The 15,354-nt window shown below is 37.0% G+C and carries 11 protein-coding genes and 1 riboswitch; of the genes, 7 read left to right on the top strand and 4 right to left on the bottom strand.

Annotated elements, in window-relative coordinates; translation table 11 throughout:
* Positions 1-16: 16 nt before the first annotated feature.
* Positions 17-1,777, bottom strand: a complete 1,761-nt coding sequence (gene thiC, locus AC3WTA_RS20515) for a phosphomethylpyrimidine synthase ThiC (RefSeq protein ID WP_097860399.1) — start codon at positions 1,775-1,777, stop codon at positions 17-19.
* Positions 1,778-1,889: 112 nt separating this feature from the next.
* Positions 1,890-2,005, bottom strand: a riboswitch (TPP riboswitch).
* Between the two features lie 71 nt (positions 2,006-2,076).
* Positions 2,077-3,732: an L-lactate permease gene (gene lldP, locus AC3WTA_RS20510; RefSeq protein WP_001099330.1), complete on the bottom strand. Its 1,656-nt coding sequence runs from the start codon at positions 3,730-3,732 to the stop codon at positions 2,077-2,079.
* Between the two features lie 297 nt (positions 3,733-4,029).
* Between lldP and AC3WTA_RS20505 the strand changes: the two genes are divergently transcribed.
* The gene (locus AC3WTA_RS20505; protein WP_001014112.1) at positions 4,030-4,347 is read left to right on the top strand and encodes a magnetosome magnetite crystal formation protein family; all 318 of its coding nucleotides are present in this window, start codon (positions 4,030-4,032) and stop codon (positions 4,345-4,347) included.
* A 117-nt stretch (positions 4,348-4,464) separates the two neighbouring features.
* Here the strand turns inward: AC3WTA_RS20505 and AC3WTA_RS20500 are convergent, their stop codons facing one another.
* The gene (locus AC3WTA_RS20500; protein WP_001139085.1) at positions 4,465-4,956 is read right to left on the bottom strand and encodes a metal-binding protein; all 492 of its coding nucleotides are present in this window, start codon (positions 4,954-4,956) and stop codon (positions 4,465-4,467) included.
* Positions 4,957-5,006: 50 nt separating this feature from the next.
* Entirely contained in the window at positions 5,007-5,372 is a 366-nt protein-coding gene (locus tag AC3WTA_RS20495) for a YkvA family protein (RefSeq protein WP_000435500.1), read from the bottom strand.
* Between the two features lie 546 nt (positions 5,373-5,918).
* Between AC3WTA_RS20495 and AC3WTA_RS20490 the strand changes: the two genes are divergently transcribed.
* The 6 genes from AC3WTA_RS20490 (at position 5,919) to AC3WTA_RS20465 (ending at position 15,224) form a co-directional block, all read left to right on the top strand.
* Positions 5,919-7,847 (top strand): LTA synthase family protein, encoded by a 1,929-nt coding sequence (locus AC3WTA_RS20490; protein ID WP_000665355.1) that lies wholly within the window; start codon positions 5,919-5,921, stop codon positions 7,845-7,847.
* A 662-nt stretch (positions 7,848-8,509) separates the two neighbouring features.
* Positions 8,510-9,394 (top strand): D-amino-acid transaminase, encoded by an 885-nt coding sequence (locus AC3WTA_RS20485; RefSeq protein WP_078183253.1) that lies wholly within the window; start codon positions 8,510-8,512, stop codon positions 9,392-9,394.
* Positions 9,395-9,604: 210 nt separating this feature from the next.
* Positions 9,605-11,353, top strand: coding sequence for a C40 family peptidase (locus AC3WTA_RS20480; protein WP_000760305.1), 1,749 nt, complete (start codon positions 9,605-9,607; stop codon positions 11,351-11,353).
* A 345-nt stretch (positions 11,354-11,698) separates the two neighbouring features.
* Positions 11,699-12,910, top strand: a complete 1,212-nt coding sequence (locus tag AC3WTA_RS20475) for a NupC/NupG family nucleoside CNT transporter (RefSeq protein ID WP_001051032.1) — start codon at positions 11,699-11,701, stop codon at positions 12,908-12,910.
* A 260-nt stretch (positions 12,911-13,170) separates the two neighbouring features.
* Positions 13,171-13,926 carry a GGDEF domain-containing protein gene (locus AC3WTA_RS20470; protein ID WP_088107480.1) on the top strand — a complete coding sequence of 252 codons (756 nt, stop codon included), beginning with the start codon at positions 13,171-13,173 and terminating at the stop codon, positions 13,924-13,926.
* On the top strand, positions 13,923-15,224 hold the full coding sequence (locus AC3WTA_RS20465; RefSeq protein WP_000988743.1) for a glycosyltransferase family 2 protein: 1,302 nt from the start codon (positions 13,923-13,925) through the stop codon (positions 15,222-15,224). Before AC3WTA_RS20470 ends, AC3WTA_RS20465 begins: the two co-directional genes overlap by 4 nt.
* Positions 15,225-15,354 lie beyond the last annotated feature (130 nt).

Genomic DNA, 15,354 nt, shown 5'->3' with positions numbered 1-15,354 from the left:
AAAGAGGTGTAACGTATTATTGGTATAAATGACTACCAGTGTCTTTAAATTCTCTCGCTTTCTCTTTCATCCCTTTTTCAATTGCTTCTTTCGTTTCTAAATCATTGTCTTTCGCATATTCACGAATATCATGTGAAATTCTCATACTACAAAACTTCGGTCCACACATTGAACAGAAATGAGCCGTTTTCGCACCTTCTGCTGGCAGTGTTTCATCGTGATATTCCATCGCACGTTCAGGGTCTAAAGATAAATTAAATTGATCGCGCCAACGGAATTCAAAGCGAGCTTTTGAAAGTGCATCATCACGCTGATGAGCCGTTTTGTGCCCTTTCGCAAGATCAGCTGCATGTGCAGCGATTTTGTACGTAATAACCCCCGTGCGAACATCATCTTTATTCGGTAAACCTAAATGTTCTTTCGGCGTTACATAACAAAGCATCGCCGTTCCAAACCAGCCAATCATCGCCGCTCCAATTGCCGATGTAATATGGTCATAACCTGGTGCAATATCTGTTGTTAACGGCCCAAGTGTATAGAACGGCGCGCCCTGACAAATATCAAGCTCTTTCTCCATATTCTCTTTAATTAAATGCATCGGTACATGCCCAGGTCCTTCAATCATCACTTGCACATCATGTTTCCAAGCAATCTTCGTTAATTCACCAAGTGTTTCAAGCTCAGAAAACTGTGCTTCGTCATTTGCATCTGCAATCGAACCTGGACGTAATCCATCTCCAAGAGAGAACGAAACATCATACTGCTTCATAATTTCACATATCTCTTCAAAATGAGTGTATAAGAAGTTTTCTTTATGATGGAATAAACACCACTGTGCCATAATTGAACCACCACGTGAAACGATACCTGTCGTACGCTTTGCAGTAATCGGAATGTAACGAAGTAATACGCCCGCGTGAATCGTAAAGTAATCAACACCTTGCTCAGCTTGCTCAATTAACGTATCACGATACACTTCCCACGTTAAATCTTCTGCAATTCCGTTTACTTTTTCCAGCGCTTGATAGATCGGTACAGTCCCAACTGGTACAGGCGCGTTACGAATAATCCACTCACGCGTCGTATGAATATTTTTACCTGTAGATAAATCCATAATCGTATCTGCGCCCCAGCGCGTTGCCCACGTCATCTTCTCTACTTCTTCTGCAATAGAAGAAGATACAGCAGAGTTTCCGATATTTGCATTGACCTTTACGTGAAAGTTACGGCCGATAATCATCGGTTCTGCTTCCGGATGGTTAATATTCGCTGGTAAAATGGCATGACCTTCCGCGATTTCCTTACGAACAAACTCAGGCTCTACTCCTTCACGAATCGCAACATATTCCATCTCAGACGTAATGATACCATTACGTGCATAATGCATTTGCGTAACATTTGCACCATGCCTTGCTCTAAGCGGCTGGCGATCCATTTGCGGGAAAACAGGCGTATGTTTCGAAGCCACTTTCACACCGTCATCCTCTGGTTTTACTTCGCGCCCTTCGTATGCTTCTACATCTCCGCGCTCCAGGATCCAAGAGTGGCGCGGCGCCTGCAACCCCTTTTCCAGTTCCACTTTATACGCAGGATCTGTATAAGGACCGCTCGTATCATATACACGAATTGGCGGATTCGGAATACCGTTCGTTTCGCTTTGTTCAATCTCGCGCATTGGCACTTTCATACCCGTGCGTGGTCCATCCACATACACTTTCTTACTTCCTGGTAAACTCGATTTCAATTCAATTTGCTCAGCTGAAACAGACTGTTTCATAACCTTTGTTGCCCCCCTGTACGTGACAAGGACGAGATATGGCCAGCGTATGCCAAAATAAAAAGAGCCAGGTCCATAAAAAAATAAGGACCTGGCTCATAAAGACATCATTATGTAAAGCCGTTAACTTCCCTACGCTGGTACGAGCCAGATCAGGTCCAAAGGGTTAAGAAGTTCACACGCTTCTCTCTCAGCCTACGCATACGTTAGGCACCCCTAGTTTATCACTGATTTAATTTTCAATACTTTCTCATCATACACGATAATCTGAAAAATGCAAAGTTTATTTCTTTTGTTATTTATGGAATCATCCACGTTAAATAATATGCCTGTACATACGTCATAATACCAACAATAATTACGAAGAATAAACTATGCTTCACTGTAAATCGGAATAAATCTGATTCTTTTCCAGCAAGTCCAACTGCCGCACAAGCAATCGCAATCGATTGCGGAGAAATCATCTTTCCTGTTACACCGCCCGTTGTATTTGCTGCAACGAGAAGTACTTCAGATACACCGACTTGCTGCGCTGTAATCGCTTGTAAATTCGAGAACAGTGCATTCGCTGACGTATCGGATCCTGTTAAAAATACACCGATCCAGCCTAGGAATGGTGAGAAGAACGGGAATAGTCCGCCAGTTCCTGCAAGTGCTAATGCTAATGTAGAAGATAGACCAGAATAGTTTGCGATAAACGCGAATCCTAATACGAATCCGATAGATAGAATTGGCATCTTAAGTTCATGTAACGTTTCTTTAAATGTTACTACTGCATCTTTTGCACTCATTTTCAAAATAAAGATAGAAATGATACAAGCAATTAAAATTGCTGTTCCCGTCGCTGATAAAATATCTAATTTCAAGATTGCTTCATAAGGCGTCGGTTTATTTACAATTGGTTCTGCTTTCATTACTAAATTGTGTAAGCCTGGAACATCAAACTTAAACACAAGGCTTTCCAAAGCACCGCCTGGAGCAAATAACGCTTTAAAGAAACTTTGGCTCCAAATGACTACCATCACAGTTAAAATAATGAATGGAGACCATGCTTTTACTACTTTTCCTACCGTTAGTTTCGGCATAGATATCGCCGTTGCTGCTACTTCACTATTTGCTTCTTTAGACTGATAGATTTCTTTCGGCTGCCAAACTTTTAAGAATAGCGATAAACTCACTAAACTTACAAGTGCTGACGTAATATCCGGAAGTTCTGGTCCTAAGAACGTCGCTGTAATGAACTGCGTAATTGCAAATGAGCTACCTGCTACAAATAGAGCCGGCCATGTTTGTCTTACCCCTTTAAATCCATCCATTAAAAATACGATAAAGAACGGAACAAATAATGATAAGAACGGTAATTGATGCCCAGCCATTTGTCCAATTTTATGCGGATCAATACCTGTTACTTGTCCAGCAACTGTAATCGGAATTCCCATCGCTCCGAACGCTACTGGTGCCGTATTTGCGATTAAACAAAGACCCGCTGCATATAAAGGATTTAACCCAAGACCTGCAAGAAGCGCTGCGGTAATCGCTACTGGTGCACCAAATCCTGCTGCCCCTTCCAAAAATGCTCCGAATGAAAAACCGATTAAAATAACGAGTAAACGATGGTCATTTGTAATGGATAATACAGATGCACGAATCACATCGAATTGACCTGTTTTCACAGATATTTTATATAAAAATACCGACATAATGATAATCCAAGCAATTGGCCATAGTCCGTATAAAAAACCATATCCCGTCACTGCCATCGCCATCGTAAACGGCATCTTATAAGCGAATAACGCAACTAAAATTGTAAGTACAACTGTAATAAATCCTGCCACATACCCCTTCATGCGGAAAACTGCTAAAGCTAAGAAAAAAAAGATAATCGGAATAAGTGCGACCGCTGCCGAAATCCAAATGTTTCCGAACGGATCATAAACTTGTGTCCATGTGTTCATTGTTCTCTCCCCCTAAAGAATCCCCTTTTAAATAGAATAACCTCATCAATAGACTATCAGGTCATCATACCTTTAAGTCTAAAAAGAAAAAAAACGTTTAGGAAAACGTTTTCAAAACTTTCATTTATACTGTACCATAACAATTTCTATTAAAAAAGATTTTTTTGAAAATTTTATTATTTAATATAAAAATCTTACAAAAACGTCATGTTCTTGTAATGTTTATCGATAGGAAGCTCACTAAATCTCCTGCATAATAAAGGTATAACAACGAACATTATTTATGAGGTGATATATATGAACGGAAACAAAATATTAGCAGCTTTATCATACTTTAGTGTATTATTTGCCCCTATCTTATTCCCTATTATCGTGTGGATTGTGGGCGATTCTGAAACAAAACCACATGCAAAACGTGCTCTATGGACACATATTATCCCAAGTATTGCTACATTCATTGGTGTGATGATTTTAGGAATTATGGGTCTTGGATCTGAACAACCAGACGTAACATTCGGAATTGGATCCATCATCGTTTTATGTATTTGCAGCATCATTAGCTTATACTATTTCATTTGGAACATCGTAAAAGGTATTAAGGTACTGAAAGCTTAATTTTAAACAAACGTTTGATTAAAGCAGCACGCATAATGGCAAATGAAATTTCATCGGCGATACGATAACCTTTTAATAAGAAAAAACCGTCCCAAAATACCTTTTGGGACGGTTTTTTTATCTTCTGCGCTTCTTCTTTTTTCTCATCATTTTCTTGCGGCGCGTATTCACTTTATCCGCTATAATGTGAAGCGTGCTTGCCACAACAATTCCCATTATGAACGTTACAATTTCAACCTCATGTTCCTTCGCAATTTCTATTAAATTCCCGTCAAACGCAATTATATTTAATAGGAATAAAAACGGAGAAAATACAATTAACATGTATGCAATACGAATCACATCACCAAGTATAATTGTATGTGTAAAGAAGGAGCGATGCGGCATGACCTTCTTATACGGATACCAAAATATACGTAGGAACCCCCATTTATTATACGCATTACTATATGTATCTAAATCAGGCGTTAAAAATGAAGTACCTACTAAAAAGCCAATTGCAAAAGTTAATAAAAAATCCAAGTTTGTTAATCCATACGAAAAGAGCATAAACAAAACAACCGGAAGGGATATTAAGTTTATTTTCGTATGCGTTCTTCCTGATGGCATAATGCACTTCCTCGCTTACGTTCGCCCCGTCACCATATGACAGTTCTCACCTATTGATCTAATTTCTGATCGATAAAGGATGTGTCTATATCCGAACCAAACCATTCTGCCAACTTCACTCGTGCCTTATCTTTCACCTCTTCATTGACGTATAACGACGCTTGTAATAGAGCAGCCATTAACGCCCCTAAATCATCTGTATAACCAACTCCAGCAATGAAATCTGGGATGGCATCAATTGGTGCAATAAAATAAGCAAGTGCTCCAATCACAATAATTTTCACTCGCTTTGGAACATCAGGTCTTTGCAAAACATAAAACAATAATAAACTTGCATAAATGACCGACTGTCCTGCTTGCTTTGCAACATGTTTTGCTTTCTTCCAAAACGCTTCAACTGAAAATTTTTGTTCCATGTAAAAGCCTCCCTATTTTTTTAAAGAAATAAGCTACAATATGTTATCAGTAAAAGTTCATCAAAATTACACATAATCTATCAATGAACTTTCATTGTAACAAACAAACTAAAAAAGAACAAGTGTTCGTTAATTTTTACATACTTCCCTTCATATAATAGGTTTCTAGATAGCCGCTTACCCATTGTCATTTCTTATTTCTCAACACAGAAAATTTTCACTTTCACTTAACATTCTGCTCTACCTTTGTTATATTTTCTAGTTGACGGACGTATAAACGAATGTTAAAGTTTTCTCTGGTAGTGACAAATCTTATACAAAAAATGTAAAATGTTATAGTGTTTCTCAGAAATGAATTTTGTTGTATAATACAGAAATGACGTTATGCTTATGAGCAACACAAGAAACCAAAAGGGTATGCATAGTTATAGTCGTATATGGGTGAATATAGAACCTCTAATTATGGCCAAGAAAACTATGTATTTTTTATTTTAGCATTTTTCGCTCCAAAATCGACCAAGCCTGATAGAGAAAGGGTGGAAATGAATGAAAGAAACCTTGAAATCACAATTTCAAAATGTGCGTTTCACTGTATTCGTAGCTTTAGCTTTATGGCTGAAGACGTACCTTATTACACGCACAAGCTTTGATTTAAAACTTGAATCTTTCATGCAAGAATTCATTTTATTCCTTAGCCCATTAGCAGCATCATTACTGCTTGTTGGTCTTGCATTATTTGCAAAAGGGAAAAAACGTAACTATATAGCACTTGGAATTAATTTTGTTTTAACAATCGTTCTTGTTGGTAACGTAATGTTCTACGGATTCTACAATGACTTCGTTACTTTACCAGTACTAGGACAAACATCTAACTTTGGAAGTTTAGGTTCTAGTGTGAAAGAATTGTTTAACTACAAAATTATCCTTGCATTTGCTGATATTATTGTATTCTTCATTTTATTGAAGAAGATGAAGAATTTTGCACCGACAGAACGTGTAGCACGCCCAATGCGTTCCCTATACTTCGTGTCAACAGTTGCTATTTTCTTCGCAAACTTAGGACTTGCAGAAGCTGAGCGTCCTGAACTATTAACACGTTCATTCGACCGCGTTATGCTTGTTAAAAACTTAGGTTTATATGTACACCAAGTGTATGATCTTGGCTTACAAGCAAAATCAAGTTCACAAAAAGCTTTTGCTGACGGTAGTAAATTACAAGAAACAGAGAACTACGTAAAAACAACGCAAAGCAAACCAGATCCAAATATGTTTGGTACTGCAAAAGGGAAAAACGTAATTGTTGTCTCTCTTGAGTCATTACAAACATTCTTAATTGGTGCAACGGTTAACGGACAAGAAGTTACACCATTCTTAAACCAATTTACGAAAGAAAGTTATTACTTTGATAACTTCTTCCATCAAACTGGGCAAGGAAAAACATCTGATGCTGAATTCTTAGTAGATACTTCAATGTATCCACTAGACCGTGGTGCTGTATTCTTCACACACGGTAATAACGAATATACAGCAACTCCAGAAATTTTACGTGAGCAAGGATATCACACATCAGTATTCCATGCGAACAACGCAACATTCTGGAACCGTAACATTATGTATCCGGCACTTGGTTATGATCGTTACTACAACGAGCTTGACTACAAGATTACGCCAGAAACGAAATTAAATTGGGGATTAAAAGATATCGAATACTTCGATCAATCTATCGATATGTTAAAAGAAGTGAAGCAACCGTTCTATACTCGCTTCCTTACTTTAACAAACCATTACCCATTCACTTATGATGACAGCACGAAATTAATCGATGAATATAATTCTGGTGATGGCGTATTTGACCGTTACATGGTAACTGCTCGCTATTTAGATGAAGCAATGAAACACTTTATTGAGCGTCTAAAAGCAGAAGGTATTTACGACAACTCAGTTATCGTATTCTACGGTGATCACTACGGTATTTCTGAAAACCATAACCGTGCAATGGCACAGTTCTTAGGAAAAGAAGAAATCACTGCATTTGACCATATGAACTTACAAAAAACGCCGATGTTTATTCACGTTCCAGGTCAAAAAGAAGGTAAAACAATTTCAAAACCAACTGGTGAAATTGATATTAAACCAACAATTCTAAACTTACTTGGTGTAGATTCTACGAATCAAGTTCAATTCGGTCATGATGTATTCTCACCAGAAAATAAAGGATTCGTTGTTCTTCGTGACGGTAGCTTCGTTACAGATAAGTACATGTACACGAACAGTACATTCTACGACCGTACTACTGGCGAAGTTGTACAATTACCAAAAGAAGAATCTCAACCACTCATTGATCGTGCCCAAAATGAATTGAACATGTCTGACAAAATCATTGAAGGTGACTTACTTCGCTTCTCTGAAAGTAACAAGACCAAAACTGGTGAAGTAAAGACGGCTATTAAAGAAGAAAAGAAGAGCGCTGAGTAATCTCAGCCTCTTTTTTTTATATTTCTCCATACAATCACTTATATTCATTAACTTTAACATTACATAACCTTTACCAAATATTCACATAGAATTAACGAAACATCTCTATAATAAAATATGTAAACGAGGTTCTATATATTTCTTATCTCTCATCTTTACTAAGATCCCTTAAAGAAATATGTGAATCGTTTATTTCTACTTTCTTATAATTGTCTTTCAATATGTTTTGTTTCCATACACAAAACATTCAATAAGACGATGTCCCTATGAAAGATAGCTACCCTCCTTGTGCAGCATTCCATAAGAATGTTGCTTTTTTTTATTCAAAAGCAGGATTCTTATTTCTTATTTTCGAATTTGTATATACAAAATGCTGTAAAGTGAAACTTTAATCAGTGGGGGGGTGTTCACCCTACTGATTATCAGCCCTCACCAATCGGGCATTTACGGGCAGTTATTCGCCTGCTTCACTTCTTTGCCCCAGCTGAATTTTTAAGTGGGAGTATTACTGCCCACAAATAGCGGGGTAAATCACTACTACTTCTCTACCATTTACAAATACATATACGTCATATGTAAAGAAGTACTCACATAAAAATTACTATAGTGATTTTTATTCCAAATGAATGAAAGCTTCACTTTACTTATGCACTTACGAAAGGATGGGACAGAAATTGGCATACGAAAAATTTGTACTATGGAATGATGCAGTTATTGATACAACAAAACATCACGCGTACATAGATTTTGAAGAAAGAGGCTTGCAGTTTGGAGATGGTGTCTACGAAGTTATTCGCTTATATAAAGGGAACTTTCACTTATTAGATCCGCATATCACAAGATTATATCGCTCCATGGAAGAAATAGAATTATCACTCCCTTTCTCAAAAGCAGAACTGATTATCCTACTTTACAAACTAATTGAAAATAATAATTTCTACGAAGATGGAACGATTTATTTACAAGTATCTCGTGGTGTACAAGCTCGTACCCACACATTCTCATATGACGTCCCGCCGACAATCTATGCCTATATTACGAAGAAAGAAAGACCAGCGTTATGGATTGAATATGGTGTACGTGCTATATCAGAACCAGATACGCGCTGGCTACGCTGTGATATCAAATCATTAAATTTATTACCCAATGTATTAGCTGCTACGAAAGCTGAACGCAAAGGTTGCAAAGAGGCTCTTTTCGTACGAAATGGTACTGTAACTGAGGGAAGCTGTTCTAATTTCTTTCTCATAAAAAACGGAACTCTCTACACACATCCAGCCAATCACCTTATTTTAAATGGCATCATTCGTCAATATGTCCTTTCCTTAGCGAAAACCCTTCGTATTCCTGTACGAGAAGAACTTTTCAGTATTCGCGATGTTTATCAAGCAGATGAATGCTTCTTCACAGGAACAACGATTGAAATTTTGCCGATGACTCACCTTGATGGAACCGCAATTCAAGATGGTCAAGTTGGTCCTATAACTAAAATGCTGCAAAGATCCTTTTCTCAAAGCTTGTTACAATCCAATATGTCATCTTCTTAAACACGTATAATTTCTATCCTTTCTACATTCAATATATGTATTTAAATGGAAATCAAGGTATAGATTTATGCCTTGATTTTTTTTTGTAATCTTTTTGTCATATTCAGATTACCGCATAAGTCTTGACAGTAATCGACATGCTCTTTAGAATTTTTAACAGTTGGTAAATATTTCTTCACTACATTACAGACAGAAAGGAATCGACAAATTATGAAAAAATACCTTGCCGGTCTTGCGGCAGTGTCTGTAGCAGGAGGAGCAGCACCTACACTTGATAGTGTTCAAGCTGCCCCTGAACAAAATACACAAAAAGCTGCTACAACTGTCCAAGCTTCTGCATCAAACAGCTCATCTTATACGGTAAACACTAGCGTATTACATGTTCGTGCAGGATCAAGTACTTCTCACGACATCATCTCGCGTGTTTATAACGGTCAATCATTAAATGTGATTGGCGAAGAAAATGGTTGGTTCAAAATTAACATTAATGGACAAACAGGATTTGTTAGTGGCGAATTTGTATCAAAAAATGGAGCAAGCAATTCTAATGTAAGTACAACAGGTGGAAACAATAAAGTTACTGCTGATGTATTACGTGTACGTACAGCTCCAAACACTTCTAGTTCTGTTTCAGGACGTGTATATGAAGGACAAGCATTAAATGTAATTGGTCAAGAAAATGGTTGGGTGAAAATCAACCATAATGGACAAGTAGGTTATGTAAGTAGCCAATTTGTATCTGGCGCTTCTTCCAATACGGGTTCTTCAAACAACAATACAAATACGAACAACGAAACAACTGTAAAACCAGCAAGCGGAAACTATACAGTAAATGTATCTTCCCTTCGTGTTCGTACAGGCCCTAGCACTTCTCATACAACTGTAGGTTCTGTTACAAAAGGACAAGTTGTACAAGTTGTTGGCGAAGTTCAAGATTGGTTCAAAATCAATTATGCAGGACAAACTGCTTACGTAAGCAAAGACTACGTAACAAAAGGCGGTTCTAACGACAACGTTACACAAGGAAACAACCAAGATAACAAACAAGAACAAAATAATAATGTAACTGTTCAAACTGGCGGTACTTACGTTGTTAACGCAACATCTCTACGCGTTCGTACAGGCCCTGCTGCTTACCATAGTGTAATTGGTGGCGTGTTAAATGGTACTACATTAAACGTAGTTGGTTCTGAAAACGGTTGGTTTAAAGTAAACTATCAAGGGAAAACAGGCTTCGTTAGTAGCGAATTTGTAAAATTCGTTAAAGGTGGCACTTCTACTCCTGAACAACCGAAACAGCCTGAACAACCTAATCAAGGTGCAATTGGTGACTACTACATTAATGCTTCTGCACTAAACGTACGTAGCGGCGAAGGTACAAATTATAGAATCATAGGCGCACTTCCACAAGGACAGAAGGTTCAAGTAATCTCTGAAAACTCTGGATGGAGTAAAATTAACTACAACGGTCAAAATGGTTACATCGGAACACGTTTCCTATCTAAAACACCAGTTGGTGGCGCAGTAGATAATAAGCCTAACAACAACCAAAATAACAATCAAAACAATAACAACAATAATACAGGCAATACTAGTGGTGACAGTTCTTCCATACTTGCATATGCAAAAGGAATGCAAGGCGTACCGTACGTTTGGGGCGGTACTTCTGCTACTGGTGTTGACTGCAGTGGTTACATCTACCACGTATTTAAGAAATTTGGTCATAACATTAGTCGTCAAAGTGTTGCAGGATATTGGAGTAGCCTACCACAAACTTCAAATCCACAACCAGGTGACTTAATTTATTTCAAAGACACTTATAAAGCAGGTCCTTCTCATATGGGTATTTATCTTGGGGGCGGATCATTTATCCAAGCCGGAGATAAAGGTGTAGCAATCGCTTCATTAAGTAACTCTTATTGGAAGAGCCATTTCTTAGGATACACAAAAGCACCTTAAGTTATATTTTTAGAGCCTTCTAGATTACTAGAAGGCTCTTTTTAGTATGTGTCACCTATATCCAAGAAAAAATAATGTATCTATTTCCCTATTTCATACACTATATTCCACAAAAATAACCCATAACGTTATCATAATGTATATATTCTCATAAAAAACATAACCTATTTCATGTCTAATCATTTTATATGTGTTTTTTTGAAGAATTTTCTTTTTATTTAAACTTTTCGTTAGACGTTTGACCTCCGATGTCCATTATGATAAGTTACTTAAGATGTTATATTCGCAAACGTATAGACAACTGGTTTATACACTTTTTTACTATGAGGAAGGAGCATACACTGCATGAATCTTTTATGGGGAATTGGCGGCGTGATTGGAGTATTAGCAATTGCTTTTTTACTATCTTCCAACCGCAAAGCTATTAATTGGCGCACAATTTTAATCGCGCTAGCATTACAAATGTCATTTTCATTTATCGTATTACGATGGGATGCCGGAAAAGCAGGTTTAAAATACGCTGCTGATGGTGTTCAAGGATTAATCAATTTTTCTTACGAGGGAATTAAGTTCGTTGCTGGGGATTTAGTCAACGCAAAAGGCCCTTGGGGATTTGTCTTCTTTATTCAAGCACTACTTCCAATTGTATTTATTAGTTCATTAGTAGCAATCTTATATCATTTCGGTATTATGCAGAAATTTGTTAGTGTCGTTGGTGGTGCATTAAGTAAACTTCTTGGAACTTCTAAAGCAGAAAGTTTAAACTCAGTAACAACTGTATTTTTAGGACAAACTGAGGCACCAATCTTAATCAAACCTTACTTAGCACGGTTAACAAATAGTGAGTTCTTCACTATTATGGTAAGTGGTATGACGGCTGTTGCTGGGTCAGTTCTTGTCGGCTATGCAGCGATGGGAATTCCGTTAGAACACTTATTAGCAGCAGCAATTATGGCAGCTCCATCAAGTTTATTAATTGCAAAACTAATTATGCCAGAAACAGAAGAAGTAGATAATAACGTTGAGCTTTCTACAGAACGTGAAGACGCAAACGTTATTGATGCAGCTGCACGTGGTGCATCTGAAGGTATGCAACTTGTTATTAATGTAGCAGCAATGTTAATGGCTTTCATCGCATTAATCGCTTTATTAAATGGTCTATTAGGATTAATTGGCTCTCTGTTCCATATTAAACTTAGCCTTGATTTAATCTTCGGTTACTTACTATCACCATTTGCAATCTTAATCGGGGTTTCTCCTGGTGAAGCTGTACAAGCAGCAAGCTTTATCGGTCAAAAACTTGCAATCAACGAATTCGTTGCATACGCAAACTTGGGACCACACATGGCAGAGTTCTCTGCAAAAACAAACTTAATTTTAACATTCGCAATCTGTGGATTCGCAAACTTCTCTTCTATCGCAATTCAATTAGGTGTAACAGGAACGTTAGCTCCTACTCGCCGTAAACAAATTGCACAGTTAGGGATTAAAGCAGTTATCGCTGGTACATTAGCAAACTTCTTAAATGCAGCAGTTGCAGGTATGATGTTCCTATAAAATGATGCAAAGTCTCCTCTTTCTAAAGAGGGGGCTTTTTATTATATGTTGTATATTTTTTTGGTATATATTAAATACTTTATGCTTAAATATAAGAACATTATGATACAATAATTAGTAAGTCTGTTTATTTTTTCTTGCAAAAGAGAGATACTACTTGTGGTTACTCTCCAAAATAACCTAGTCATCCGGTCTATTTCTTAATAATTGCGCATACTACAAGTATCCTTGCATGAATTACCTTTAAGGAGGAAAGTTTTGTGAAAAATAACTTCTATAAAGTCCTCTCTATGTGGATTTTACAAATTTTATTTTATTTTACAACTGTACATGTAACGCAATATGAGCATGCTCTCATTTTCACAATTATATATGTAATTGTTAATGTACTATTTCTATTATTGACTGATAAAACCGCATTTGTTCTTTTTATATTAGGAACCATTACTTCTGTATTCTATCTGTTCTACCAAGCATGGCTTTACTTGTGGAGTACATCAGAACAATGGGAATACATTATTACTCACTTCCTAATGGTAGCAAATTTCTTCATCGTATATATCTCAACTCATTTATTAAAAAAGGTTATTCATGAAAATAAAGAATTAACCGAACGTGTGAGAACGTTAGAACAATACATTGGAGAATCAAAATTATTAACAAGACAAGAATTCGAAAGACGACAAGCATTATTAATCACTGCAATGAATCGTCGTAATGAAACAGGCGTTATTATTTACTTTGATTTCAATTCCTTTAGTAAATATACAAAGGAAAGTGTTATAGACCGTGTAGCTTCATTATTAGTTGAAACGATAAGAGATGAATTTGATCTTGCTGCTGAATACGATAATAATAAGCTCGTTATTTTATTACAAAACACAAATGAAGCCGGTGCTGACATTGTAATGAACCGTCTAAAGCCAAAAATGGAGCAATGGCTTGCTGCTGAAGCGATCAAAGATATACAAATTTCACGCGAGCAAATTGGGAACAAAGGAAAGACGTTATTATGATGACACTCGTTATACTGCTTTTATTCCTTCTGTTTTGCGTACTCGTTTTTTGGATTAGTATCACATTTTCGATTAAATATATACTTATCTTTACAGCCTTTCTATTCTCTGCCTTACTTGTTTACTATTCTTTCTTAACACTCGCAGGCTTAATTCACCGAAATAGTAAACGAAAAGATCGTACGCTAGAACATTATCCAAGCGTCGATATTTTAATACCTGCCCACAATGAAGGTGTCGTTATTAAAGATACTTTAGAGGCGATGGCGAAGATTGAATATCCAGGCAAACTAACTGTTTATTTATTAAACGATAACTCTCAAGATGAGACACCTGAAATTGGTGATGATTTTGACAAAGCTTATGCTCATATTCGTCACATTCGTGTTCCGGCGGGTGAACCAAAAGGGAAATCGCGTGTATTAAACTATGGTCTTAGTATTTCAGATGGTGAATACTTCTGTGTGTATGATGCAGATAACCAGCCTGAACCACATGCACTGCGAATGCTTGTAGAACACGCTGAAACAACCGAGGATGCTGTTGGAGCTGTTGGTCACGTTCGTACTGTAAATGAAAAAAGAAACTGGCTAACACGAATGATTTCGTTAGAATTTCAAATCTTCCAGCTCCTTATGCAATCCGGACGCTGGTTACTATTCCAAACAGGTTCACTAACAGGAACAAACATGCTTCTTCGCCGCTCTGCATTAGAAGAGCTTGGCGGTTATGATCCGTATGCAATTGCAGAAGACGCTGAATTAACATTACGAATTACACAAAAAGGCTATCTCTTACCAATCGTTCCAGAATCGATTACATGGGAACAAGAACCTGAGCATTTAAAAATCCTTATTAAGCAGCGTACACGTTGGCTCCAAGGGAACTTGTACATTTTAGAAAAAATGTTTTCTTCCTTAAGTTTCTTTAAAGGAAAACTTCTCGTCCATTCCTTACAACAAGTTTTAGTTTATGTTGTATTTTGGCTATTCTTAATCATTTCGAACGTTTGGTTTGTAATTGGGTTACTCGGGATATTCCAAATTCAATATAGCATTCCGCTACTATTTATGTGGTATGTCGCATATATTACATATGTTTCTCAATTATTTAGTGCCCAGAGTGTGGAACGAACCTTTACACCAACTAATATTTTTATTAGTGTTATCATGTACTTTACGTACGCACAGCTCTTTACGTACTTATTCATTCGCAGCTTAATTTTATACTTACGTGCAAAGAGCAAGAAACAAGTCATTGGCTGGGATAAAACAGTTCGATTCAAAAAAGAAAAGTAAAACTTTAATCAGTGGGAGTTCTCCCACTGATTTTTATTTACAAAATAAAAATCAGCACAGAGCGCCGTATGCTCTGTGCTGATTTATTGCCGTATAAATTATATATATCAGACAATACCCCTTAGCTGAA

It is taken from the genome of Bacillus sp. EB106-07-01-XG149, from assembly GCF_058791555.1.
Note: the sequence above shows the minus strand (reverse complement) of the source record. Positions and strands in the feature narration are given on the sequence as shown.

Bases quoted from the DNA above. Each gene is read 5' to 3' on its own strand.
- thiC (WP_097860399.1), bottom strand. From the start codon at position 1,777: ATGAAACAGTCTGTTTCAGCTGAGCAAATTGAATTGAAATCGAGTTTA.
- lldP (WP_001099330.1), bottom strand. From the start codon at position 3,732: ATGAACACATGGACACAAGTTTATGATCCGTTCGGAAACATTTGGATT.
- AC3WTA_RS20505 (WP_001014112.1), top strand. From the start codon at position 4,030: ATGAACGGAAACAAAATATTAGCAGCTTTATCATACTTTAGTGTATTA.
- AC3WTA_RS20500 (WP_001139085.1), bottom strand. From the start codon at position 4,956: ATGCCATCAGGAAGAACGCATACGAAAATAAACTTAATATCCCTTCCG.
- AC3WTA_RS20495 (WP_000435500.1), bottom strand. From the start codon at position 5,372: ATGGAACAAAAATTTTCAGTTGAAGCGTTTTGGAAGAAAGCAAAACAT.
- AC3WTA_RS20490 (WP_000665355.1), top strand. From the start codon at position 5,919: ATGAAAGAAACCTTGAAATCACAATTTCAAAATGTGCGTTTCACTGTA.
- AC3WTA_RS20485 (WP_078183253.1), top strand. From the start codon at position 8,510: ATGGGACAGAAATTGGCATACGAAAAATTTGTACTATGGAATGATGCA.
- AC3WTA_RS20480 (WP_000760305.1), top strand. From the start codon at position 9,605: ATGAAAAAATACCTTGCCGGTCTTGCGGCAGTGTCTGTAGCAGGAGGA.
- AC3WTA_RS20475 (WP_001051032.1), top strand. From the start codon at position 11,699: ATGAATCTTTTATGGGGAATTGGCGGCGTGATTGGAGTATTAGCAATT.
- AC3WTA_RS20465 (WP_000988743.1), top strand. From the start codon at position 13,923: ATGATGACACTCGTTATACTGCTTTTATTCCTTCTGTTTTGCGTACTC.